At 53.5% G+C, this 25,677-nt stretch carries 22 protein-coding genes; 7 read left to right on the forward strand and 15 right to left on the reverse strand.

Translation table 11 applies throughout. The features are described from left to right. Positions 1-71 precede the first annotated feature (71 nt). The gene (locus B5D39_RS08775) at positions 72-1,106 is read left to right on the forward strand and encodes an oxygen-binding di-iron domain-containing protein (protein WP_078790096.1); all 1,035 of its coding nucleotides are present in this window, start codon (positions 72-74) and stop codon (positions 1,104-1,106) included. Here the strand turns inward: B5D39_RS08775 and B5D39_RS08780 are convergent. Further along, positions 1,087-1,596: a DTW domain-containing protein gene (locus B5D39_RS08780; protein WP_078790097.1), complete on the reverse strand. Its 510-nt coding sequence runs from the start codon at positions 1,594-1,596 to the stop codon at positions 1,087-1,089. The two genes, B5D39_RS08775 and B5D39_RS08780, sit on opposite strands and share 20 nt — an antisense overlap. 80 nt (positions 1,597-1,676) lie before the next feature. On the opposite strand from B5D39_RS08780, the gene B5D39_RS08785 reads away from it, so the two are divergent. Next, a complete protein-coding gene (locus B5D39_RS08785) occupies positions 1,677-2,363 on the forward strand; it encodes a zf-TFIIB domain-containing protein (RefSeq protein WP_078790098.1) in 687 nt (228 codons plus the stop codon). A 153-nt stretch (positions 2,364-2,516) separates the two neighbouring features. Then, positions 2,517-2,717, forward strand: a complete 201-nt coding sequence (locus tag B5D39_RS08790; RefSeq protein ID WP_078790099.1) for a cold-shock protein — start codon at positions 2,517-2,519, stop codon at positions 2,715-2,717. 74 nt (positions 2,718-2,791) lie between these two features. Here the strand turns inward: B5D39_RS08790 and B5D39_RS08795 are convergent, their stop codons facing one another. Further along, entirely contained in the window at positions 2,792-4,429 is a 1,638-nt protein-coding gene (locus tag B5D39_RS08795; RefSeq protein ID WP_078790100.1) for an ABC-F family ATP-binding cassette domain-containing protein, read from the reverse strand. Between the two features lie 129 nt (positions 4,430-4,558). Beyond that, positions 4,559-5,149 (reverse strand): TetR/AcrR family transcriptional regulator, encoded by a 591-nt coding sequence (locus B5D39_RS08800; RefSeq protein WP_078790101.1) that lies wholly within the window; start codon positions 5,147-5,149, stop codon positions 4,559-4,561. Positions 5,150-5,383: 234 nt separating this feature from the next. On the opposite strand from B5D39_RS08800, the gene B5D39_RS08805 reads away from it, so the two are divergent. Both B5D39_RS08805 and B5D39_RS08810 read left to right on the forward strand, forming a co-directional pair. Next, the gene (locus B5D39_RS08805) at positions 5,384-6,946 is read left to right on the forward strand and encodes an acetyl-CoA hydrolase/transferase C-terminal domain-containing protein (RefSeq protein ID WP_078790102.1); all 1,563 of its coding nucleotides are present in this window, start codon (positions 5,384-5,386) and stop codon (positions 6,944-6,946) included. A 51-nt stretch (positions 6,947-6,997) separates the two neighbouring features. Further along, complete coding sequence (locus B5D39_RS08810; RefSeq protein WP_078790103.1) at positions 6,998-7,213, forward strand: hypothetical protein; 216 nt, start codon at positions 6,998-7,000, stop codon at positions 7,211-7,213. 24 nt (positions 7,214-7,237) lie between these two features. On the opposite strand, the gene B5D39_RS08815 is transcribed toward B5D39_RS08810, so the two are convergent. The 9 genes from B5D39_RS08815 to B5D39_RS08855 form a co-directional block, all read right to left on the reverse strand. Beyond that, the gene (locus B5D39_RS08815) at positions 7,238-8,719 is read right to left on the reverse strand and encodes a glutamate synthase subunit beta (protein ID WP_078790104.1); all 1,482 of its coding nucleotides are present in this window, start codon (positions 8,717-8,719) and stop codon (positions 7,238-7,240) included. Between the two features lie 72 nt (positions 8,720-8,791). Further along, positions 8,792-13,369: a glutamate synthase large subunit gene (gene gltB, locus B5D39_RS08820; protein ID WP_078790105.1), complete on the reverse strand. Its 4,578-nt coding sequence runs from the start codon at positions 13,367-13,369 to the stop codon at positions 8,792-8,794. Positions 13,370-13,719: 350 nt separating this feature from the next. Then, on the reverse strand, positions 13,720-14,202 hold the full coding sequence (locus tag B5D39_RS08825) for a transcription elongation factor GreAB (RefSeq protein WP_078790106.1): 483 nt from the start codon (positions 14,200-14,202) through the stop codon (positions 13,720-13,722). A 27-nt stretch (positions 14,203-14,229) separates the two neighbouring features. Further along, positions 14,230-14,994 (reverse strand): SagB/ThcOx family dehydrogenase, encoded by a 765-nt coding sequence (locus B5D39_RS08830; protein ID WP_078790107.1) that lies wholly within the window; start codon positions 14,992-14,994, stop codon positions 14,230-14,232. A gap of 30 nt (positions 14,995-15,024) precedes the next feature. Continuing rightward, positions 15,025-16,011, reverse strand: coding sequence for a serine/threonine protein kinase (locus B5D39_RS08835; RefSeq protein WP_078790108.1), 987 nt, complete (start codon positions 16,009-16,011; stop codon positions 15,025-15,027). Further along, positions 16,008-17,405, reverse strand: a complete 1,398-nt coding sequence (gene dbpA / locus B5D39_RS08840; RefSeq protein WP_078790109.1) for an ATP-dependent RNA helicase DbpA — start codon at positions 17,403-17,405, stop codon at positions 16,008-16,010. Before dbpA ends, B5D39_RS08835 begins: the two co-directional genes overlap by 4 nt. A gap of 297 nt (positions 17,406-17,702) precedes the next feature. Next, the gene (locus tag B5D39_RS08845) at positions 17,703-17,918 is read right to left on the reverse strand and encodes a hypothetical protein (RefSeq protein ID WP_078790110.1); all 216 of its coding nucleotides are present in this window, start codon (positions 17,916-17,918) and stop codon (positions 17,703-17,705) included. 66 nt (positions 17,919-17,984) lie between these two features. Further along, entirely contained in the window at positions 17,985-18,857 is an 873-nt protein-coding gene (locus B5D39_RS08850; protein WP_078790111.1) for a TraB/GumN family protein, read from the reverse strand. A gap of 92 nt (positions 18,858-18,949) precedes the next feature. Beyond that, positions 18,950-19,924: a hypothetical protein gene (locus tag B5D39_RS08855; protein ID WP_078790112.1), complete on the reverse strand. Its 975-nt coding sequence runs from the start codon at positions 19,922-19,924 to the stop codon at positions 18,950-18,952. Positions 19,925-20,127: 203 nt separating this feature from the next. Between B5D39_RS08855 and B5D39_RS08860 the strand changes: the two genes are divergently transcribed. Further along, on the forward strand, positions 20,128-20,976 hold the full coding sequence (locus B5D39_RS08860; protein ID WP_078790113.1) for a mechanosensitive ion channel family protein: 849 nt from the start codon (positions 20,128-20,130) through the stop codon (positions 20,974-20,976). A gap of 3 nt (positions 20,977-20,979) precedes the next feature. On the opposite strand, the gene B5D39_RS08865 is transcribed toward B5D39_RS08860, so the two are convergent. The 3 genes from B5D39_RS08865 to B5D39_RS08875 form a co-directional block, all read right to left on the reverse strand. Further along, complete coding sequence (locus tag B5D39_RS08865) at positions 20,980-21,501, reverse strand: GNAT family N-acetyltransferase (protein ID WP_078790114.1); 522 nt, start codon at positions 21,499-21,501, stop codon at positions 20,980-20,982. A 47-nt stretch (positions 21,502-21,548) separates the two neighbouring features. Next, entirely contained in the window at positions 21,549-22,811 is a 1,263-nt protein-coding gene (locus B5D39_RS08870; RefSeq protein ID WP_078790115.1) for a DUF445 domain-containing protein, read from the reverse strand. Positions 22,812-23,088: 277 nt separating this feature from the next. Then, positions 23,089-23,712: a hypothetical protein gene (locus tag B5D39_RS08875; RefSeq protein ID WP_078790116.1), complete on the reverse strand. Its 624-nt coding sequence runs from the start codon at positions 23,710-23,712 to the stop codon at positions 23,089-23,091. A gap of 560 nt (positions 23,713-24,272) precedes the next feature. On the opposite strand from B5D39_RS08875, the gene B5D39_RS08880 reads away from it, so the two are divergent. Then, positions 24,273-25,658, forward strand: a complete 1,386-nt coding sequence (locus tag B5D39_RS08880; RefSeq protein WP_078790117.1) for a hypothetical protein — start codon at positions 24,273-24,275, stop codon at positions 25,656-25,658. The last annotated feature ends 19 nt before the right edge of the window (positions 25,659-25,677 follow it).

The raw sequence follows: 25,677 nt of genomic DNA on the forward strand, positions 1-25,677 counted from the left end.
AGAGGCCAAAGGGCACTTCTCCACCCTTTGGCCTCTTCCCTGTAACAGCTGCATAGTATCGAGGTGCCATCATGGGCAATCATAACAATCTGGACGAGGCGATTGAAATCTCCGCAGGGATCTATTGGGTTGGCGCAGGCACCAAGACATTCCTGAGCAGAAACAGCTTTCTCAGGATTTTTGAGGGCAACAAAACCTCCGGCAGTTTGCTGATTGACCCCGGCCCAACCAGTGATTTTGTCAGTTTATCCCGCAAAGTATCCTCTGTACTGCCGGGAGGGTTATTAAATATCAATCTGGCCTTCATTAACCATCAGGATCCTGATGTTGTTGGCGTACTACCAAAGATGTACGCCATGAATAGAAGACTAAACGTTATCGCCACCGAAGACACTTGGCGACTGGTCAGCCTTAACGGCCTCAGCTCTGTCCGCTTCCGCTCCATTGATCAGGTTCAGGATCAGCGCCTGGTACTCCCCACCGGCCACAAACTTCAGTTCATCCCGACCCCCTACTGTCACTTCAGGGGTGCCAGCATGATTTATGATCTTGAATCCCGCATACTGTTCACAGGAGATTTTTTAGGTGGTGTTGAGGCTTCAGGCCTGATTGCAACAGAAGAAAACTGGGCCGGAGTTAAGGCGTTCCATCAGATCTATATGCCTTCAAATGAGGCGATGAAGCTGGCCGTTAAAAAGATCAGGGCGCTTGAGCCAACACCATTGGCGCTGGCACCCCAGCATGGCGGGCTTATCAAAGGTGACCTGATTGAGCTCTTTCTGGAAAGGATAAGTGAATTACCGGTGGGATTGGACATTGTGACCACCGTCAACGATCGGCTGCCAGCCATGATTGCCGGGCTAAATGAAGTTCTTGATGCAGTCAAGGAGACCATGGGAGAATACAAAGTCGAAAGGATTTTGAAGCTTTTCAAGCCGGAAGGTGAGTATCCATCTCTGATCACCCTGGGGCGCGATGGCTTGGTCAAAGATATCAAAGGCGACCCGTTTGAGGCGATCAATGCCCTGCTGAATGCCTTTATGGACTCTGCCACAGAACAGCAACAGAAGCTGTTACGACCGATGTTCAATCTGATGATGCTATAAAGGCAAGTCTCCTGATAGCCGTTTCCGGCCGCATGTTGGCCAGAAAACATTCCTCCAGCTGATCTGCTTTTTCAGCATGGCCGGTTGCCCGCAAAAGCTCGATCACACATTCAGCCGTACACAAGCCGGACTCCTTTTGATTTTTCCTTAAATTGTAGCGTGACTTCACGACTGGCTTCAAACTTACGCGACGTACCTGCTGCAGATAGGGACTACGCTGGTGTATTTTGCGGGCCTCATGCCAGGTGCTGTCAATAACGACAAACTGCCTGATACCAGACAGATCCACCTCATCTTCATCAGCAGCACCAGGATAAACCAAGGCCACGCCACCTGATGCGATCTCCTCCAAAAGTTTCGCAGGTGGATTCAAGCGATCCCAACGAATCTGTTCAGCAGCTTCCCCCAACACCTCCAACACCAAACGCCCGGTATTTGACTTTTTAGGAATCTCTTTAAAGTGGGTCAACAGGGTGATTTTCAACGGCATCCGCTCATGCTTCCTTTTGTTCGATTTTTCAGTATACTAACACGCGCCTCATCAGAACTTATACCAAGAAGGTATCATGCATGGCCAGATGCTCAAACTGTAATGCTCCCCTTGCACCAGGATCGCTGCTTTGCGGCTACTGCGGAAACCGCACCGACATCGATCTGAAAGGGATTCACTACTACACCACCCATGAAAATGACACCCCACGGGTCTGTCCTCGCTGTAACATCAAGCTAAAAACCCTGGACCTGAAACTGAATGGTCGTTTTCTGATTGATCGTTGTGAACAATGCATGGGTATTTTCTTTGATCCCGGTGAGCTTGAGGCACTACTAGAGGCTACTGTTGCAAATGTTTCAGGTATCGATCGTGCCGGACTTGAAGCAATTAACGAAAAACGAGATCCAAATCAGCACCCGATCTCCTATATCAAATGCCCGGTCTGTGAGCAGCTGATGCACCGTGTCAACTTTGGTACGAAAAGCGGTGTGATTGTTGATCGTTGCAAAGAACACGGCGTCTGGCTGGATGGGGGCGAACTGCGTCAGCTGTTTGAATGGATGAAGCTGGGCGGACAACTGCTCGACCAGGAACGCCAGGAACAGCAACGCAAAGAGGCAGAGCAGCGTGAAAAAGAGCAACGCCTGAAACTGAAAGGATATGACGACGAGCCTTCAGCCTTCGGCAGCTTCAGCGATCCACTACGCAGGTCTGATCCAGATCTCTTCACGATTATTCTCAAGGCGATCAGATTCCTGCTGTAATATTCAAAAAACACTATACAAAGTAGCGTAAATTTTATTTTGCTTTTACAAATGTATAGATTGACTTTAACAGAAGAAGACTGCTAGTGTGATAATTACATTTTGGCGTTATGCCAAAAACAACAACAGAGAAACATCAGGAGAAGGTACAAAATGGTAAACGGAACAGTAAAATGGTTCAATGACAGCAAGGGTTTTGGTTTTCTTGAGCAGGAGAACGGCGAAGACGTATTCTGCCATTTTTCCGCAATCACAGGTGAAGGATTCAAATCCCTTGCTGAAGGCGATAGAGTGACTTTTGAAGTAACCAAAGGCCCTAAAGGCCTTCAGGCTTCAAACGTAACCAGAGTTTAATCTGGTAACAAAGCAGTAATTAAAAGCCCCGAGGAACTTCCTCGGGGCTTTTTTGTTGTATCTACAGCAGTCGCCTACAACGTCAGATCAGCATGCCCCTGACAGAGCTGATCCCTGGTTCTGGCCACCTCTTCATTTTCCAGATACTCCTCAAAGGTCATCATCCGGTCAATAACACCACCAGAGGTAAACTCCACGATCCGGTTAGCCACCGTACTGACAAACTCATGGTCATGGGAGGCAAACAGTACCACCTCGCTGAATGAGATCAGGCCGTTGTTCAGGGCTGTAATCGATTCAAGATCCAGGTGGTTGGTCGGCTCATCCAGAATCAGCGCATTGGCTCCGGTTAACATCATGCGGGAAAGCATACAGCGTACCCGCTCACCACCGGAAAGCACATTGGTCTTCTTAGTGGCCTCATCACCGGAAAACAGCATCCGCCCAAGAAATCCACGGGCAAAGGTCTCACCTTCATTAGGCGGCGAGTACTGACCAAGCCACTCAATCAGGTTCAGGTCATTATCAAAGTAGGCCCCGTTTTCCTTGGGGAAGTAGGCACTGGTAATGGTCACGCCCCAACGGAACGTTCCTGCATCCGGCTCCAACTCACCGGCCAGGATCTGGAACAGGGTGGTCTTGGCCAGACTGTTACCACCCACAAAGGCGATCTTGTCCCCCTTGCGCACAGTCAGGGTCAGATCCTTGAAGACCTGAATACCGTCGACGGCCTTGGATAGATCGGTGATCTCCAAAATGATATCGCCACAGGGCCGCTCCGGCTTAAACACCACATGGGGATACTTACGGGATGAAACCGGCATCTCCTCAATGGTCAGCTTTTCCAGCAGTTTTTTACGGGATGTGGCCTGCTTGGCCTTGGAGGCGTTGGAAGAGAAACGCTGGATAAACTCCTTCAATTCATTGGCGCGATCAGTCACCTTACGGTTTTCATCCTGCTTCTGCTTCAGGTTCAGCTGACTGGCCTGGTACCAGAAGTCATAGTTACCCACATAGACCTGAATCCGGCCAAAATCAATATCAGCCATATGGGTACAAACCTGGTTCAGGAAGTGACGATCGTGGGAGACCACAATTACGGTGTTATTGAAACGCGCTAGGAACTCCTCAAGCCAGTTGATTGACTTCAGATCCAGGTGGTTGGTCGGTTCGTCCAACAGCAGGATATCAGGGTTACCGAACAGGGCCTGGGCCAGCAGCACCCGCACCTTGTCCCCCCCTTCCAGTTCCTTCATCTGCTTGTGCCGCAACTCCTCCGGGATGCCCAGACCGTTCAGCAGCACGGCTGCCTCAGACTCGGCTTCATAGCCGTTCAGCTCGGCAAACTCACCTTCCAACTCGGCGGATTTGATGCCATCCTCTTCAGTAAAATCGGTCTTGGCATACATCGCCTCCCGGGCAATCATCACCTCATACAGCCTGGCATGACCCATGATCACGGTGTTAAAGACGGTATGCTCATCAAAGGCAAACTGATCCTGTTTCAGAAAGGCGATCCGCTCCCGTGGACCAACAGAAACAGTGCCGGCGTCTGCCTCGGACATGCCTGCCAGAATTTTAAGAAAGGTTGATTTACCTGCGCCGTTTGCACCGATCAGACCATAGCAGTTGCCCGGCACAAACTTGATATTGACATCCTTAAAGATCACCCGCTTGCCATAGGCAAGACTAATATTATTTGCACTGATCATCTCAATTCTCACTTTCTCTACGTAAAAACAGAAACCACAGGGGGTCTCCCCTGTGGTTCAGGTGTTGGATATCTATAGCATGATAGCGTTTATGTGGCAATTCTAAACCTTGAAACGCTTCTGTTAACGTTATTTCACGATCCCTTTGGTAAAAATCAGAAGGTACTGCTGCACCAACTGTTCATCCTGCTCAGGAGAATGGCTGATCAGGCTTTCAGTTGCCAGCAGGCTCAAGAAAAAGTAGTTAACCATTCCAGCCAGGGCTAAAGAGGCATTAACGGCATGGATCTCGGTGCGGAACACTCCCAACTGCACGCCGCCCTCAATCACTTCGGTCAGCACCTTGATCACCTTGCTGATGGCCGGTGCAACAATAGAAGAAAAAAAGACCGTGGGGTTGGTCAACTCGCTGGTATAAAACCGTAACAGGTATGGATTATTTCGATGACGCTGGATCGTCCAGCGCAGGTAGGTTTCAAGCAACTGTAGCGGGTCTACCCCTTCCTGCTGCAACGCATCAATCTGCTCAAAACAGGCAAACTGTTCCTGGAGAACCGCAGCGTACAGCCCTTCCTTGCCACCAAAACAGTAGGATACCATAGAGATACTGGTCCCCGCTGTCAGCGACAGCTCCCTGATGCTTACACCATGCAGGCCGCGTTCCGCAAATAAACGGGTCCCGACCTCCACTAACCTGCTGCGACAATCCACCTTGGACATTTCGCTCCCTCTGATTTGAGATACCGCGGGAAAGAGTAGCAAACTCATGAGCAAAATCCAATTTATTGCTACCACCCTCAATTAATTCTTGCACCGGACAACATCGTATCGCTATGATACAAATCGAACGAACGTTCGATACAACCAGTAGCACCGTTCGCTCACCCTTGTCCAGACAAGGGTACCACAACGGAACGAGCCAGGAGCTCGCACGCCAGAGGAGGACGTACACAGATGTTGGAATTACGGAACAGGATCAGAAAAAAGAGTCTCCACGTACGAATTAAACATGTTGAAGATGTTATTCCACTCTTTAAAAACGGCATGAATATCGGCTGGTCCGGCTTTACTCCGGCTGGATATCCCAAGATGGTACCGATTGCCCTGGCAGACCATGTTGAAAAAAACAACCTGCAGGGAAAGTTGAAGTTTAACCTGTTTATCGGCGCCTCGGTCGGGGTTGAAACCGAAGACCGCTGGGCCTCCCTTGATATGATTGACCGCCGCTGGCCGTATCAGACCGGCAAGAACATCCAGGCCGGTATCAACGAGGGTCGTATCCGCATGGGTGACCGCCACCTCTCCATGTTTGCCCAGGATCTGGGCTATGGCTTCTACACCAAGGACAACGGCGGACGGCTGGATATCGCCATTATTGAATGCTCTGCCATTACCGAAAACGGTGGACTGGTGCTGACCGCATCCTGTGGAGCCGTGCCGGAGATCGTCCAGATCGCTGACAAAATCATTATTGAGATCAACACCTCAATCCCCAGCTTTGAAGGGCTGCACGATATTATTGAACCGATCAATCCGCCCAACCGGCTGCCCTACCTGATCAGCCGGGTTGATGACCGGGCCGGTTCACCCTATGTTCGGATCGACACGGACAAGATCGTGGCCATCATTGAATCAAACCGCCCTGACAACGGTCGTTCCTTCAGTGAGCAGGATGACACCTCGGAAGCGATAGCCAACAATATCATCGACTTCTTCAGCACAGAGGTAAAGCTGGGCCGCCTGCCCAAAAGCCTGCTGCCACTACAGTCAGGGGTCGGCTCCATTGCCAACGCTGTAATCGGTGGCCTGGCTAAAGGACCGTTCTCCGGCCTGAAGGTCTGGACCGAGGTACTGCAGGACACCATGCTGGACTTCTTTGACTCCGGCAAGCTGGACTTCGCCTCCACCGTCTCACTTTCCTTCTCGGTGGATGGTTTCAAACGTTTCTATGACAACTGGGACAAATACGCCAACAAGGTCATGATGCGTCCGCTCTCCATTGCCAATCACCCTGAGCCGATCCGGCGCCTGGGCTGCATTGCCATGAACACACCGGTTGAGTTCGATATCTATGCCCATGCCAACTCCACCCTGGTGGGCGGCACCCGGATGATTAACGGTATTGGTGGTTCCGGCGACTTCCTGCGCAACGCCTACCTCTCCATCATGCATACGCCATCGGCACGTCCCACCAAGACCGACCCAACCGGTATCACCTGCGTGGTGCCCCATGTACCCCACGTTGACCATACCGAGCATGATCTGGATGTACTGGTAACCGAACAGGGGCTGGCTGATCTGCGCGGTCTGGCGCCCAAGGACCGGGCCCAGGAAATCATCACAAAATGTGCTCACCCTGATTACAAACCGCTGCTGCAGGAATATCTGGACATGGCCACCAAAGACTGCCTGGCTCGCAAGGCAGGACACGAACCACAATTGCTGGACCGGGTCTTCAAGATGCAGGTTAATCTGGCCAAAAACGGCACCATGAAGATTGACAACTGGGAGATATAAAACAAGAAACCGGCCCCGCTTCAAACGGGGCCGGTCTATTTGGAGGGACTCATGAGAAATACTGATACCAGCTACTATCTGACTACCGCACTACAAGCTCTGCAAGCAGCCTATCGTGCCAACCATGACCTGTCGGTGGCAACACACCTGTCCCAGGCAATGGATGCCCTGCACCGGATGTCCCATCAATCCTCTAAAAATGGGCGGATCAATCAGCAGGCAGCCAATGATCCATACGAAATGGATGAGTTCAATTCAGCAGTCTAAAACCTCATCACAGAGACGGCCAACCTAGGGCAGTTCCGTCCCACCCATCAGGTAGCGATCACACTCACGGGCAGCGCCACGCCCTTCGTTAAAGGCCCAGACCACCAGGCTCTGGCCACGACGGCAGTCGCCAGCAGCAAAGACACCGGGGATGCTGGTGGTGTACTGCTCATACTCAGCCTTGATATTGCTGCGCCCATCACGCTCAACACCCAGCGCATCAAGCACGGGCTGTTCCGGCCCCAGGAAGCCCATGGCCAGCAACACCAGCCCTGCAGGACGGACCTGCTCGGTACCGGGTACCGGGTTTGGCACAAACTGCCCCTTCTCATTCTTGCCCCAGCTGACCTGTACCGTATGCACCGCAGTCAGGTTACCGCTCCCGTCACCCTCAAATTTTGTGGCGGTGGTCAGGTAGGTACGGGGATCAGCACCATACTTGGCAGCAGCCTCTTCCTGACCATAATCCACCTTGTGGGTCTTGGGCCATTCCGGCCAGGGGTTATCAGCAGCACGCTGTTCAGGTGATTGCGGCATGATCTCCAGCTGGACCACCGAGTTGCAGCCATGACGCAGTGAGGTAGCCACACAGTCGGTACCGGTATCGCCGCCGCCGATGATGATCACATCCTTACCCTTGGCAGAGATAAAGTCAGCACCTGGATTCAGTACCGCCCTGGTGTTGGCAGCCAGGAAATCCATGGCAAAATGAACCCCGTTCAGACCGCGTCCTTCAATCGGCAGATCCCTGGGCAGGGTCGCGCCGGTTGCCAGTACTACTGCATCAAACTCACCCCGCAGCTTCTCAACCGGATAGTCGCTACCGCCAATGGCGGTATTGCAGACGAAGTTGATCCCCTCCTGCTCCAGCAGCTTGACCCGGCGCATCACCACCTCACGCTTGTCCAGCTTCATGTTGGGAATACCGTACATCAGCAGGCCGCCCGGCAGATCAGCACGTTCAAACACCGTAACCGTGTGACCGGCCTTGTTCAACTGGGCAGCGGCAGACAGACCTGCAGGGCCGGAGCCGACCACTGCCACCTTCTTGCCGGTGCGGGTCTTGGGAGGCTTGGCCACAATCCAGCCCTCCTGCCAGCCACGCTCAACAATACTTACCTCGATATTCTTGATGGTCACCGCCGGATCGTTCATCCCCAGGGTACAGGAGCCTTCGCAGGGGGCCGGACAGACCCGACCGGTAAACTCAGGGAAGTTATTGGTGCGGTGCAGACGATCCAGTGCCTGATGCCAGAGTCCTCGATAAATCAGGTCGTTCCACTCCGGGATCAGGTTATTGATCGGACAGCCACTGGCCATGCCGGAGAGCAGCGTGCCGGTATGGCAAAACGGGATGCCGCAATCCATACAGCGTGCCCCCTGGGTACGCAGCCCTTCCTCCGACATATGCAGGTGGAACTCGTTCCAGTCCTTAATACGCTCAAGCGGTTCGCGGTCTGCCGGTAGTTCGCGGCAATATTCCATAAATCCGGTTGGTTTTCCCATGGTCGTTTCCTATCAGAAGCAAAGAATTAAAAGTGTTAGTATCAGATACGATAATCAGCCGCTTGCATCCTGCTAGTGGGCTGCTGCCTCGTGCCAGTTCTCTTCAAACGCGGCCGTCAGTGCCTCATCACCACTCAAACCGGCTGCCTTGGCCCGCTCCAGAGCCTGCAGTACCCGCTTGTAGTCCATCGGCATAACCTTGACGAATTTAGGCAGATAGTTGTTCCAGTCGGCCAGAACCGCCGTTGCCTTGGCACTGCCGGTCCGTTCTTTGTGGTTGCTGATCATTTCTTTCAAGGTGGCAACATCCTGCTGGTCAAGTTGTTCCAGGGCCACCATCTGGGTGTTGCAATGGCCGCTGAAGTCACCCTTTTCATCCAGCACATAGGCGATGCCGCCGCTCATCCCTGCAGCAAAGTTACGGCCGGTTGAACCGAGGATAACCACCGTGCCGCCGGTCATATATTCGCAACCGTGGTCCCCTACCCCTTCAACCACTGCATTGACGCCGGAGTTCCGTACGCAGAACCGCTCGCCAGCCATGCCGCGGATATAGGCGGTGCCGCTGGTGGCGCCGTAGAAGGCCACGTTACCGGCAATGATATTTTCCTCTGCCACAAAGGCCGAACCGGCAGGTGGATACACCACGATGCTACCGCCGGAGAGGCCTTTGCCCAGATAGTCATTGGCATCACCGGACAGTTCAAGGGTCATTCCCTTCGGCATGAAGGCCCCGAAACTCTGACCGGCCGAACCGTTAAAGCGCAGGTTTACCGTACCTTCAGGAAGTCCGGCAGCGCCATGGTTACGGGTGATCTCGTTACCCACAATGGTACCGACAACCCGGTCAATGTTGGTGATCGGCAGTTCAGCGGTCACCTTTTCACCCTTTTCAATGGCCGGCTTGCAGATCTCCAGCAGCTTGGACAGGTCAATACACTTCTCAAGGCCATGGTCCTGCGACTCGGTGCAGTAACTAACCGCGCCGATCCCCATGTCAGGAGTATAGAGGATGTTGCTGAAATCCAGCCCCTGTGCCTTCCAATGGGCCACTGCCTTCTTTGGCTCCAGTATATTGGCACGGCCAACCATCTCGTTAAAGCTGCGGAAGCCGAGCTGCGCCATAATTTCACGCACCTCCATGGCCACAAAACGCATAAAGTTGACCACGTACTCCGGCTTACCGCTGAACCGTTTCCGCAGTTCAGGGTCCTGGGTAGCCACACCGGCCGGACAGGTATTGCTGTGGCAGACCCGCATCATCACGCAACCCAGGGTCACCAGCGGTGCGGTGGCAAAACCGAACTCCTCCGCCCCCAGCAAGGCCCCTATCACTACGTCACGACCGGTCTTCAGCTGACCATCAACTTCAACAATGATCCGACTACGCAGGTTGTTCAGCATCAGGGTCTGATGGGTCTCGGCCAGACCAAGTTCCCAGGGCAGACCGGCATGCTTGATACTGGAGATCGGTGATGCACCGGTACCGCCATCATAGCCGCTGATCAGCACCACATCGGCATGGGCCTTGGCCACACCGGCAGCGATGGTACCAACCCCCACCTCGGAAACCAGCTTGACGCTGATCCGGGCACGACGGTTGGCGTTCTTCAGGTCGTGTATCAGCTCTGCCAGATCCTCAATGGAGTAGATATCATGGTGGGGCGGCGGCGACACCAAGCCAACCCCCGGCGTGGTGTGACGGGTCTTCGCAACCCACGGGTACACCTTATGACCCGGCAACTCGCCACCTTCACCCGGCTTGGCTCCCTGAGCCAGCTTGATCTGCAGCTCACCGGCATTGGTCAGATATTCACTGGTGACACCGAAGCGACCAGAGGCCACCTGCTTGATATTGCTGTTCTTTGAATCGCCCTGCTCATTGGTCCAGGTAAAGCGGGCCGGATCTTCGCCCCCTTCGCCGGTGTTGGAACGACCACCGAGCCGGTTCATGGCGATGGCCAGCGCCTCATGGGCCTCCTGGCTGATGGAACCGTAGGACATGGCACCGGTCTTGAAACGTTTTACGATCTCTTCCACCGGTTCAACCTCATCCAGTGGCACCGGTACACGGTTCTTGAAATCGAGCAGACCACGCAGGGTGTAGTGACGCTCACTCTGCTCGTCAATCAGGTTCGAGAAGACCTTGAACTCCTGATAGTCGCCCGTACGGGTCGCCTTCTGCAACGAGGTAATGGTCAACGGATTAAAGAGGTGCTCCTCACCATCCTTACGCCACTGGTACTGGCCACCCGGATCAAGGGTCGGCTCTGCAGCCACCCGCTTGGGATAGGCCTTGGCGTGGCGTGCCAGCAGTTCAGTGGCAATCCCGCTCAGGTCAGTACCGCCGATGCGGGAGGGGGTCCAGGTGAAGTACTTGTCAATCACCGACTGATGCAGACCAACCGCCTCAAAGATCTGGGCACCGCGGTAGCTCTGTACCGTGGAGATCCCCATCTTTGCCATGGTCTTGACCACCCCTTTGATGGAGGCCTTGATAAAGTTTTTGACCGCCTTCTTATGATCAAGACCCGGCAGCATCCCCTGCTTGATCATATCGTCCAGGGACTCAAAGGCCAGGTAGGGGTTAATGGCCGTTACGCCATAGCCCAGCAGCACGGCAAAGTGATGTACCTCGCGTGGTTCGCCTGACTCCAACACCAACGAAACCCTGGTACGGGTTGCGTTGCGGATCAGGAAGTGATGTAGACCGGAAACCGCCAGCAGGGCAGGAATGGCAGCGAACTCCTCATTCACACCGCGATCGGACAGCACCAGGATGGTGGTACCGGCCTCAATGTGACGGATGGCAGCACTGAACAGGCTTTCCAGCGCCTTCTCCATCCCCTCGGCTCCATCGGATGCCTTGAACAGCATGGTCAGGGTGGTGGTCTTAAAGCCAGGTAGATCCAGGGAACGCAGCTTTTCAAACTCTTCGTTGGAAAGGATCGGTTGTTCCAATTTTATGCGACGTGCGCTGGCTGCAGCAGGCTTGAGCAGGTTCCCTTCCGAGCCGATCAGCGTCGTCGTAGAGGTGATCAGTTCTTCGCGGATCGGATCGATCGGCGGGTTGGTCACCTGGGCAAACAGCTGCTTAAAGTAGTTGTACAGCAGTTGGGACTGATCAGAGAGTACCGCCAGCGGCGTGTCAGTACCCATGGAGCCCAGCGGCTGAACGCCATCCGTAGCCATGGGACCAAGAATGACCCGCTGATCCTCAAAGGTATAGCCAAAGGCCTGCTGACGCTGCAGCACGGTTTCGTGATCCGGCTCCTGCACCGCTGCCTCCGGCAGATCCTGCAGCAACAGGTGATTCTCCTTCAGCCATGCTCCGTACGGCTTGGCTGAGGCTAATTGCTGCTTGATCTCCTGATCAGGAATGATCCGCTGTTGCTCCATATCAAGCAGGAACATCTTGCCCGGCTGCAGACGGCCCTTCTTGACTACCTGCTCCGGAGCAACCGGCAACACGCCGGCTTCAGAGGCCATGATCACCCGATCATCACTGGTGATGTAGTAACGGCAAGGACGCAGACCATTGCGATCCAGCACCGCGCCGATACTGCGACCGTCGGTAAAACAGACCGCAGCAGGACCATCCCACGGCTCCATCAGGCAGGAATGATACTCGTAGAAGGCACGCTTCTCGTCGTTCATCCCTTCGTGGTTTTCCCACGGTTCAGGCACCATCATCATCACGGCGTGGGGCAGTGAGTAGCCGGACATCGCCAGCAGCTCAAGGCAGTTATCGAACATGGCCGAGTCAGAACCGTTGGTATTGATGATCGGCAGCGCCTTGGCAAGGTCATCACCAAACAGCTCACTGTTAAGCAGCGACTGGCGGGCATGCATCCAGTTGACGTTGCCCCGCAGGGTGTTGATCTCGCCGTTGTGGGCCATCAGGTGGTACGGGTGGGCCCGTTCCCAACTGGGGAAGGTATTGGTGGAAAAACGGGAGTGTACCAGGGCCAGGGCCGAGACCATATCCGGGTCACGCAGGTCCAGAAAATACTGGTCCACCTGAACCGGCATCAGCATCCCTTTGTAGATGATGGTGCGGGTGGAGATACTGGAGACATACCAGTGATTATCCACTTCCGGATCACGGATCTCATGGATGGCACGCTGGTTGACGATATACAGCTTGCGATTGAAGGCGGCCTCATCAAGGCTTTCATCAACCGGTTTCAGGAACAGTTGACGCACCAACGGCTCGCCGGCCTTGGCCGTATTGCCCAGCGATGAGTTGTCAGTGGGCACATCGCGCCAGCCGATGATCTGCAGCTGCTCTTCATGCAGAATCCGCTCAAGGATATGACGGGCGCTGTTGCGCTCAGTGGCCTCAGGAGAGGTAAAGACCATGGCCACACCGTACTTGCCCTGTTCCGGCAGCTCTATGCCAAGCGGCCCGCAGGCCTTGCGCAGGAAGCTGTCCGGCATCTGCAGCAGGATACCGGCACCGTCACCGGTATTATGTTCACAGCCAACCGCGCCGCGGTGGTCCAGATTGGCCAGCATGGTCAACGCCTGCTGCACAATATCATGGGACTTTTTACCCTTGATGTTGGCCACAAAACCGACGCCACAGGCATCATGCTCAAACTGGGGATCGTACAGTCCCTGCTTTTTGGGTACTCCGATAGTTTTCATAGTGCAACCCTTGTGAAGATATAAGTTCGTGCCACCTGCCAGCAAAACGGACTTGTTTAACAGCAAATAACGCGCCAACCCCGAACAACAAAACCGCAAACAACACTACTCTACGCACAACATACTGTTATTCGATCCATTTTAAACAACACCAAGTAACCGACAGCAGCTGGCCTGGCAGATGACCAGAAAAGCGGCAGCCAAAAAAACACCAAATAATTCAAACAATTATAACGGACAGAACAAGCCAGCCCGACCGATCGCCCCCGCACCGCATTACACACAAGAGTTATTTATCTACTCAACACATTACACTGCCATCCCCGCACCACCCCGCGGCAACAGATCTGTCACACAACCTGCACCACCGTAAAGGCCGCAGTCAGTGCATGCTCTTCAGCCTGCAGCTCATCGCCAACCTGCTTACCCAACAGGCTGCGCCCCAACGGTGAACCAGGGGTAATCACCACGATCTCGCCATCTGCAGCAGGAATCTTCATGCCGCCTGCATAGGGGCCAAGGAACAATCGACGCTGATTCCCCTCTTCATCCTCCAGGTTCACCAGCGCAGTCAGGCGGATTGGGCTCTCGTCATCAAAATCCTGCAGCACCAGATTACGATACCCTTCCAGCGCCACCCGGATTTCCTGGGCACGGTTGGCCTGCCCCTGGGCGAGATAGGATGCCTCCAGCGCCGTGGTATCGTACTTGTTATCCGGGGCGCACTCTTCATGGGTGGCCGCCTCATGGGCCGCCTTTGCCGCAGCAAAAAACAGGGCCAGATCAGCCTCAAGGGAGTTGATGATGGTTGTAAGCAGTTCAGCCTTTGTCATAGCGTCAAACACTTTCGGCAGATAAGATTAAATACTGGTGAGTTTTCCAACAGGTGAGAGGTACACCACAAACTCGTCGTTACCATCCCCACCGATCAACGCATCAGCCAGATCCTGATCATAGGCGGCAATGGCACAGGTACCGCACCCGATTGCCCCGCAGGCCAGGTAGAGATTCTGGCAGACATGTCCGGCATCAAGGGCAATCACCTTGGCTGATGCCTCGGCATAACGCCACTCGGTACGGGCCGGAATGGCACTCCAGACAAAGGTTACGGCAGCCTGCCCGGCAAAGCGTTGACCCCGTGTTGCCGCAGTTATCCGTTGTGCCAGATCAGCAGGAACAGATTCAAGGATCAGGGCATGATCAAGGGGCAGATAGCGATACACACCGGGTACAAGACCTGCCACCCGCAGCACCACCAGATAGGTTTCAAAGGGATGACGACAACCAGCAGAGGGAACCGTTCGCAACACAGCTGCCCCATGCAGCCTTTCACGCACCCCCTGGGTACTCCAGAGCAGAAAGGCAAGTTCATCCAGCCGTAGCGGTGTGTTACTGAAACGACGCTGGCTCTCCCTGCTGGCAATCGCCTCAACCAGATCATAGGAAGGAATATTCCAATCAGCACGTTCCGGCAGACTGATCAGCTCCAGTCCATCAGCAACCGGTTTCTGCACCGGCGGCGGCTCTTCACCCTGTGATTGCGGGGTACCCCACCAATCCACCAGATCCCTGACCCGGTCGGTAAGGAACCAGCGCCCCATCTTCTTACTGAAAGCAGGTTTCATAGACAGCACCTCCTGTCATCAATCCAGCCATCACAGCAGCTCCAGAGCCAGTTCATCCAGGGCCGCCAACTGTTCTCGCAGCTCCAGGATATGCTCACCCCAGTAGTGCATGCTGTTAAACCAGGGGAAGGCGATTGGAAAGGCTGGATCATCCCAGCGGCTGGCCAGCCAGGCGCTGTAGTGCAGCATCCGCAGAGTACGCAGCGGCTCGATCAATCGCAATTCAGCCGGATCAAAATGGTTGAACTCCTGATACCCCTCCAGCAGCGCATCAAGCTGCACCAGCTTGCGGGAGCGATCACCGGACAGCATCATCCAGAGATCCTGCACTGCCGGTGCCATCCGGCTGTCATCAAAATCAACAAAATGAGGAGCATTGTCCCGCCAGAGGATATTGCCGCTGTGGCAGTCGCCATGGGTGCGAATAAAGCGAACCTGACCGGCGTCTGCCAATGCCTGTTCAATCCTTTCCAAGAGCTGGCTGGTTAAGATCCTGTAGCTCTCTCGATATTCTGAGGGGATGAACTGCTCACTGATCAGGGCCACGCTGGCATGGCCAAAGCTCTGGCTATCCAGGGTCGGACGTTCTACAAAGCTCTGTACAGCACCGATCCGGTGCATTCTGCCCAGCATTCTGCCCAGGATCAGCAGGTTATCCAGGTTGTCAAATTCCGGGGCATGGCCACCCTGACGGGGGTAGAGGGCAAAGTGGAATCCATTGTGCTGAAACAGGCTCTGGCCTGCCGGATTACACCAGGGAGCCACCACCGGCAGCTCATGCCCGGCCAGCTCAAGGCTTAGCTCATGCTCTTCAATAATCTGCTGCTCTGTCCAACGATTGGGGCGGTAGAACTTGGCGATCAGCGGCGTGCTGTCCTCAATCCCCACCTGATAGACCCGGTTTTCATAGCTGTTCAGGGTCAGGTTGCGGCAGTCGCAATGGAAGCCCTGACTCTCCACAGCATCCATGACAAAGTCCGGGGTAAGTTGCTGAAACGGATGGCTGTGTGCGGTCATGATGTACGTCCTGAGCCGATTCTGCGCACCTTGAAGAAACGTCCCTTGATCCGGTTGCCTGCCAGACAGTTCAGGGCCTGTGCAACACTCTGAGCCATGATAGCCACGTAACTGTGAAAATCAAACAGATCAATCCTGCCCACTTCACTGCCAGCGATTCCACCTTCTCCGGTCAGGGCACCCAGAATATCTCCGGGGCGCAGCTTGTTTTTGCGGCCGCCATCAATACAGAGTGTAACCATGGCAGCTGCAGGCGGCTTGGCAATGAGCGGAGCCAATGCAGAGAACTCCTGCAGGTCAATCCTGCAGTCCATGCTGTCTTCCATCCCCTTGATCAGGCGACTGTCCCGCCGGGAGACCAGACTGATGGCCAGCCCCTGTTCACCTGCCCGGCCGGTCCGGCCAATACGGTGGGTATGCACCTCAGGGTTGCGGGACAGCTCAAAGTTGATCACCGCCGCCAGTTCCTTGATATCCAGGCCACGGGCAGCAACATCGGTTGCCACCAGCACCGAGGCGCTCTTGTTGGAAAAACGGACCAGCACCTGATCCCGCTCCCGCTGTTCCAGATCACCGTGGATCGCCAATGCAGCAAAGCCGCGTTCTTTCAGAAAGTCAGCCAGTTCCTGACAGTCCAGCTTGGTGTTGCAGAAGACCAGGGTTGATTCAGGACAATACTGGCCAAGGATGCGGGCCACCGCCTCGCTGCGCTGATCCGGCTCCACCTCGTAAAAGAGCTGTTCAATCGCCCCTTCTGCATGATCCTCATCCACGCTGACCTCAACCGGTGCGTGCTGAATCGCTACACTCATCCCGGTAATCGTATCCGGGTAGGTGGCAGAGAACAGCAAGGTCTGACGCCTGGCCGGGGCAGCGGCAATCAGGCTGCGGAGATCATCCTGAAAGCCCATATCCAGCATCCGGTCCGCCTCATCCAGCACCAGGGTCTGCAGACTGGACAGATCAAGGCTGCCCCGCCGCAGGTGATCCAGCAGACGTCCGGGAGTACCCACCACCACGTGGGCGCCATGTTCAAGAGAACCCAGTTGCGGGCCAAAGGGCACCCCGCCGCAGACCGTCAAAACCCTGATGTTTTCGGTAAAGCGAGCCAGACGCCGCAGCTCCTTGGCCACCTGATCAGCCAGCTCACGGGTGGGACAAAGTACCAGCGCCTGCAGCCGCAGGGCTGTGGCATCAATATGGGTTAACAGGCCGATCCCGAAGGCTGCTGTCTTGCCACTGCCGGTCTTGGCCTTGGCAATCAGATCCTTACCAGCCAGAATCGGCGGCAGGCTATGGGCCTGAATCGGTGTCATCTCTGCATAGCCCAGCGAGACCAGATTCTTTAGCATGGCTGGTTTCAGGTGCAGTGATGAAAAGGAGGTAGAACTCATTGGCTATATCTCTCATTCTGCGTCAAAAAAACCACAGGGGGATACTCCCTGTGGTTTTTTCAGGCATCGCTCAAACAGAGCGGTTCAGATTATTTCTTATCAGCTTTTTTGATCTTCTTTTCGGCCTTTTTCTCCTTCGGAGTCTTGGCCGGGGCTTTTTTCGTTTCTTTCTTGCTATCCACACCTTTGCTCATAACGGTTCCTCCTGTCTGATACGGCTATTGGGGTGCATCCAGCCGGTCTGCTGACTAAGTATACCACTCTTCAGAGACAGGGGCGTGATTTATTCTTGCGAAATCACCGGGCAGCAGCATCCAGAAGAGGCTTCAGAAATTTCTCATAGGTGGCCCGTTGCTTGGCAGACAGCAGATCAAGATCCCCCTCATTATCCAGCAGGAAGGTACCCACCCCGATCACCGTTTTTGCCAGATAGCCGGTCCCTTCAACCGCAGCTTCAATCTCGTCTCCCCGCTTGCTCAGCAGGCTTTTCAACAGACGCATATTCAGTTCCATGTTCAGCGCTCCAGTCGTGTAATGCGTGCATCCCTACTAGCTATCCTTATCAGGCTAAAACAGTTCTCAGTCAAGCTTCTGAACCTGATACCCACGGGCTGCAAGCTGTGCCAGCAGACCATCATCCCCCACCAGATGCAGCGCACCGACCAACACAAACACCACTTCAGCGTTTTTCAGCATCGCTTCAATCCGGGGCATCCAGGCCTTGTTGCGCTTGACGATCAGTGTCTGATAAAGAGGTGGAAACTCTTGTTTAAGCGGCGCAAGTGCCAGTTCCTCCAGCTTACGAGTATCCCCCTGCCGCCAGGCAGCCTTAATCAACTGCATAGTGCGAGGCAGATCCTTGATATCCCGCAGGGTATAGCTGATCAGCTCGTTCTCATACCCGTCACCCAAGGTGGCAAGAAACCCGATCTGTTCCTCAACCACCTCAAGTTGTCCCAGCCGTTTATGATCGTTCAACGCCTGTGCCTGATAAAACGAGTCCACCCCAGTCCCACCCATCCCCAGACGTTGCAGTTCAACCATGGTCAGGGTTACTGCCAGCATGCCGGGCTTTAACCCAACCACCTCGGCAACAGGAATCTTCTTGGCGGCCAGATACTGCGCCAGCTCCTGAAAAGTCTGCTGATTCAGCACCTGTTTCAGATTGCGGCCATCGCTATAGATCACCTGTTGCAGCACCAGCTGCTGTGTCTCCGGGGCAGTCATCTTCTGCATATCTGTCTCAAAGACAAGCTGCGCCGCTTGTTGATAGGCAGCATCAAACCCCGCTGGCAGCGGATAGTCTGTTTTTGACAACACATGGATTGTGCCGCCGATATAGATCCGGGCATCCCCCTTTGAGATTTTCCAGACCGGTGATGCTGCAAAAACGGATGAAACCGAGACAAGCAGCACAAAAACAACGGTTGACCACAGAGTACGTAATTTCATTCAATTGCTCCCTAAACCGCCAGATAAAATTCAGTTAAAATAGTAAAGCGGCCAACCAGCCGCCTTACTAAATCCACGTTTGGCCACTACCGTTATCTGCTCAGATACAGGTCGGTACAGTACCTGACGCCATTTTCTTCCCTATAGAGTTTACCTGCCTGCACTTGACGAAGCAGATCCTGCGCCTTATTGCTGCCGATGTCACCTATGGCCTTGAGCGGCATAACCCGGTCATTGGCAGCAAAGGTCTCAAATTTACCGACAAGATATTCAAACTCTTTCTGAGCTCCCAGCGTGCCGATGGCACTGACCGCACAGTTATGCACAAAAGAGTCACCATGCCCGGCAAAGGTCTTCAGGGTTGCCATCGCGGCAGGATTGTTGGTGCCGCCCAGGTCAATCAACGGGAAGCAGGCGGTCGGGCTATCCGCCTTCACCGTGCTGAGCGCAGCCGTTGTCAACTTCTGCAGGTCATCGTTGCTGACCCCGTAACCAAAGAGACACTGGTTGATCTTGGAAGCCACATCCTTGACAACAACCGCCATCGGATCACTTATGCACGGCTTCTGGATCTCGTCCATGGACCAGACCGGGATCTTTGAGTTAAAAAAGAAGGACGGGATCGTACAACTCTTGCTACCCATGGTCACCTGCCCCAGAAAGACATTGTACGACTCCCAGGCGGAAAAACCGCTGGCACGATGATTGATCAGCTGGTACTTCCTGACCGTCAGGGTCAGGTCCGCAGGGGCGCTGCTATCCTTTGCCGCAAGTTGCAGCGGTACACCGCGGGCGTTGAACTCCTTGACCAGGCTGCCGGAAATCCAGCCCACCGGGTCATCCAGGTTCTCCAGAGTCAGCTCGACGCGTTGCAGTCCTGAGATACCGACCATATACTGCACACTGTCCCGCTGATCCACCACCTTCATGGTAATCGGCTTCCTGTCAACATTCTGATACACAAATCCGGGCGCTGGCGGGTTATCAGCCGTATACTTTAATGAACAGCCGGTGATACCCAAAAGCACGATCAGGCTGGCGAACAGCCTTAACATTGCAGACTTCATGTCTTCCTCCCCCGGTTAGATGAATGACACAACGGAGCAAGTATACCAGCCATTTGCCGCAGTTCAAGTGGCGCCCCCAACCGCTTCTTATGCATCACACAGATTACGTCAAATGCGTGCAGAAGAAGAGCCAGAGAGCAAAATAATACTTTTTTTGTTGCCGTTATGTTGCGGCCCCACCTATCCCATGGTACGCTTTCAACATGACCGACACCACACTTGCCAAAAAAGCCGCAGCCGTCACCTCGCCGGAACTGACCGACAAGGTTGTACTCTATTTTATTGAACACGGGATGCAGATCCTTACCGCCATTGTCCTGATGGGGGCAGGCCTATTCATTGCCCGCTGGGTTGGCAGTATCCTGCAGCGCTGGCTGAAGTCAAAGGCCTATGATGAACCGGTCAGCAACCTGATTGTCAAGGTGGTCAAGCTCCTGATCATCGTCTTCATAGGGGTCATGGCGCTTGGTCAAATGGGGGTACAGATCACGCCTCTTATCGCTGGAATCGGCGTGGCCGGGGTCGGTGTCAGCCTTGCCATGCAGGGCCTGCTGGGCAACCTTGTTGCCGGATTGACGATTATCTTTTCAAAACCGTTCACTACCGGCGAATATATTGAACTACTGGGGGTCTATGGCCAGGTTACTGACATTTCCCTGTTTTCCACCACCCTGCTGCACACTGACAATTCCCGGGTGATTGTACCCAACCGGAAGATTGTTGGAGAAATCCTGCATAACTACGGCAACATCCGCCAACTTAATCTGACAGCTTCCATCACCTACACGACAGACATCACCCAGGCGCTGGCACTGGTAAACGCTATCCTGCAGCAGAATCCGATGGTTTTGGCAGAGCCAATGCCTGTTGTGGGTATCGCAGCCCTGCATGAATCATCCATTGCCCTGGCAATCCAGCCCTGGGTAAAGGTTGATGATTTTGTTCCTGCACAGGCGGCAATCTATCAGGCGGTCATTGAACAGTTCCGCAACCAGCAGATCGAAGTCCCCATTCCCCGCCGGAACATCCAGATCCTGAATCCCGCTCCCTGACCCCTACCGTGGCCGACGTTTCTTACCTTGCTTGCCGGGCGGCAGGGCAGCGGTCTTAAACTCCGGTTCATAGCCCACTTCAAAGCTGGTGGTGCTGTTGTTGCGCATACTCAAGAAGTGAGCATTCCCCTCATCAAAGGGACAGATCGGCTGGCTGCAGGGCTCAAAGCCAAAACGGGCATAGTAGGCCGGCTCCCCCAATACAAACAGAGGCTGGCTTTTTATCCCTTCCTGACGCAGGGCAAACCGAAGCAGTTCACTCCCCACCCCCTGTTTTTGAAAATCCGGCGCCACCGCCATGGGGGCCAGATGCAGACCGCAGAGCTGTTTACTATTGTAGGCGTTGGAAAAGGCGATGTAGGCGATGGCTTTGTTGGTATGGATACAGACCCACTCGTGGATTGGGCGATTATTTTCATGAAACTTCTGCACCAGCAAGGTTTCGTAACTGCTGTCGGGAAAGGCCCGCTGCAACAGGGCATAGACCTTGGGACGATGCTCCGGGGTAACTTTCTGAATCTTCATATTCACCTCTCCACCGGGTTATTCCAATGCAAAATCAGGGATGGGGATTATGCCAGTAATAACGCCAAGGCATGCAGCAGCAGGCCGATCACACCACCCACCAGGGTGCCGTTCATCCTGATAAACTGCAGGTCAGAGCCGATGGAGAGCTCGATCTCGTTGCTGTAGTCAGCACTATCCCATGCCTGCACCGTGCCTGAAATATGCCCGGCAACGGCAGTTCGCAGGGTATCTCCGTAGCGCAGCACCAGCTTTTCAAGATACTCGTTCAACGAATCTTTCAAGTCTGGATTGTTAACTAGTGTAGTGCCAACTCCAGCAACCGCCGCTGTAATCTTCTGCTGCAACCTTGAATCAGGCTGCTGCAGGTCACGGTGCAGCCAGCTCTTCAGGTCATTGCCGATGGTGCGGGCATAGTCAGTTATGGCCTGATTATGCAGAACCTCTTGCTTGATCTTCTCAACCTTGCTGCGCAGCTCAGGATCACTCTTCAAACGGGCGATGAAACCGGTCACTGCTGTATCAAAACGATGGCGAAGCTCATGGGACGGATCGGCATTCACCTGCTGGATGTAGGCGTTGATCCGCGTAACGATCTTTTCCCCGGCCCCACGGGCAAACTGATCTTTGTTGGGCATAAAGACCATCAGGAGCGGATACTCTTTAACCGCCATCTCCTCAATGGTTGTGGCCAGTTTGGCTTGCGCCTCTTCGCTGGACAACCAGATGGCACAGCGGTTCAGCAGATCATCCAGCACCGCCTGGTGGCGATTGTCGTTCCTTAGCGCCTCCAACATTGCCCCGACTGTGCCAGAGAGGTCAAAGCCTTCTATCCGATTACCCAAGGCAGCCCGCAACCACTGCTGGACCCGCTCATCATCAATAAAATCAAGGGAATCTGCCAGCAGCCGGGTTATTCCCTTAGACAGGTCGGTCGCATGCTGCTGTGCCATCAGGTAGGCCGCCAGATGTTCAGCCGGATTATAGGCCCGCAGCTTGGCCAGCAGGGTATCGCTAGCCAGAAACTTGTCACGGATAAAGGTGGCCAGATTTCCGGCAATGGCCTCCTTCTTGTTCTTGATAATGGCGGTGTGGGGTATCGGCAGGCCAAGCGGATGCCGGAACAGCGCCACCACTGCAAACCAGTCTGCCAGCGCACCAACCATGGCCGCCTCTGCAAAGGCGGCAACCCATTCCCAGACACCATGCCCCTTCTGCAGACGGGCAACCACAAACAGCAGGGCTGCACCGATCATCAGACCGGTGGCGATTCTCTTGTTTCTGACCAGCAGTTTTCTTCTCGTTTCCACGTACTTTCTCCAGAACTGTTTTCACCTAAATGGATAAACACAAAAAACCGCCTCTCAGGTGGAAGCGGTTTTTGTTACGCGAGCCTTTTATTGCATGGCTGCACTGTTTTTGTCAACGTATGGGGTGTCTAGCACCTACACATATCCCCTCTATCTGGAAACAATCTGATTTAAAAGCGGGGATTTGGAAATAGTAAAGGCGGCCGATTGACCGCCTTTTGAATTATTTATCTGCTTGCTGACTCAAGACACTCGTTGCCAGCCCCGATCATTCCAGCTACTTAGTTGCCTTTGCACTAAAAGCTCCTTTAACTGAGCCAAAGTCATCGCTAATATCAATTTCTCCCTTGACCACGCCATCTGCCACAGAGTTGATCTTAACAAAACCCTTACGTGCTCCCTGCGGGGTATCTGCAGCTAGGGTTGCTGTCTTCATTTTACCTTCTTCAAAATACTTGATGACGACATGCCACGCCTTGCTGGCAACTTCAGCACCGTCAGCAGGTGTTGCAGTATTGTAAGTGCCTGCCTTGATCGGAGACTCCTTGGTGGCTCCCTTCTCACCCAGAATCTGGATCATAACCAACAGATCGCCATCCTTTTTAGGATATCTACCCGTAAGATCAGAAGGGGTGAATTCATAGTTCGTGACGTAAAACTCATAGTCTACCAACTTGGTATCAACGCCTTTAACGGTCGGTGTGATATCAAGCGGCTTAACAGCCCCCTGCTTCACAACCATTTCTTTTGATACTTCCTTGCCCATTTCCTTAAATTTCAAGGTCATTTTAGCCGTATCACCTGTTTTAGGCGCTTCTGCCCCAGGTTTGCTACCAGAATTACAGCCAGAGAATACAACGGTTAACATCAACAGCGCCAGAAACAACTTGATTACCTTCATAGCATCTCCTTATTCATTAAAGTATAGCTGCTATTCATCGGAGCTGCATACTACAAACAAACCCCAAGATGTCAAGAGCCGTTATTGTCACATTTTTATTAAGAAGAGATGAATTTATACAAGTTCATTATTCTGGCATCCGACATATAGATTCATACAAAAGTTAATTATAACCAAACATTAGTAGTGAGCCAGTCACCAATAACTCTTTCAGACAAAAAACAGGATGATTAAGATTCTGTTTGTCCAGCAACAAACGGGCATGCTATAAGATCGCCATGCAATGACGTAAAATACAGTATCAATTCGGGAGGCAGTTAATGAAAAAACTAGCATGGCTTGCACTGTCTGCTTCAGTCCTCGCCCTACCCACTGTTACTACAGCGGGCACGTTTGGAAAGATGCTTGGTGGATTTAAGCAGCTACAGGGAGGTTCAGACACACAACAACAATCCGCCCCCCCTTCGTCTAGTTCCAAAAACACAAAATCCCGATCATCATCACAGCCTGAACCTTCAACTGCGTCACCTTCTCCCACAGCCACAGTATCCGAAAATACTGTGGCTGTTCCGCGTCTGCATGCGGACCATCCAGCCATTGCCTGGAAAATAGGTGACCCGGTTCAGGTCTTTGAAAAAGGCAAATGGTATACCGGCACGGTTGCCAACCTGAACTATGACAAACGCCCCCTGACAGTCCGCATGGAACTGTTCACCGATTTGCGTTGGTGGCCCTGGAATGAGATCAAGCCGGTTGATGGCTATAGTTACACCATGCTTCCCGCTCAATCCACCCAAGGGACTGAAGACGCCTGGAAAGCAGGTGACCAGGTTGAGCTGCAGATATTCTGGGGGAACCGCTTCAACTGGGCACCGGGTGTTGTGCTCTCTACGGATGGGGACAACTACTATATCTATGCGCCTGATGGCACCGGAAAAAATGAAAAGTATTTCTGGAAACATAAAAACCAGGTACGTAATGCAGGGTCAGCAAAGGTCGGTTGGCAGACAACACAACCAGATCCCAACAGACTGGTACAGCAGTATCAGGATGAGGTTTCCAAACGAGGATGCAGCTTTGGTGAGCCCAACCAGATCTACCTGAACTGGGCATTTTTGTGGGACTACGACCACTCTTTCAATTTTGAAGACATCATGCCACGTCTCAAGGCAAAAGATCTAAAATCGGTTCTTACCGGTTACGAGTGCTATGCCAAGGCACGTCAGAACTTCCCGGAGCTGCCTGTATCAGCACCCAACAAGGGCAATTCAATAGTCGGTCGGTACGATGTACAGGCCCAATTGATTGCCAAGCATAAAGAGATTATTCGTAGCGCCGTTAATCGCTACCTGCAAAATGTTGTACAACCGGTAGCCAGGGGAGAATCCCAGATCAGCGGCGATTGGGTGCCACGCCCCTTGGCACTTACGAATGGATTCGATCTGCTGAAGCAGAATATTGTGAATAAGCTGGCTGAATATAAAGAACTTGGCGATGTTGTTGGTGCACAGCCAAGTATTGACTGGAATGAAATTAAAAAAATGTATGATACAGGGGTTGCAGATATGAACACCAAGATTGCCGCATCATCCCCCGGTCTACAGCAGGTAAACGGCTACAGGATGCCATTTAGCAGCCACAATGCCACAATAGAGAAAAAGGCATCTGCCTATGCCTTAAAACAGTTCCCCAAGGCAAAAATACTTGCAACAGCAACAAGCCGTACAGATATGGAGATCATTAAGACCAATCTGGGAATTCCGCAATACCGGTACCTCTATGCCGCTGCCCTCGTAAAGCATCCCGATTACCGCAGCTGTTTCAAATACACCGTCAGATACAAAGAGGATTACGCTGGTGGCGGCAAATATGCTGCCGGAATAATTGACAAAGGCCCCGGACATATCAGCCCGACTGCAATTGAAGAGTTTACACGCTGCCCGTAATGTAGCCCGTATGTTCAAC

The sequence above is a fragment of the Trichlorobacter thiogenes genome, from assembly GCF_900167465.1.
Taxonomy (GTDB): Bacteria; Desulfobacterota; Desulfuromonadia; order Geobacterales; family Pseudopelobacteraceae; genus Trichlorobacter; species Trichlorobacter thiogenes.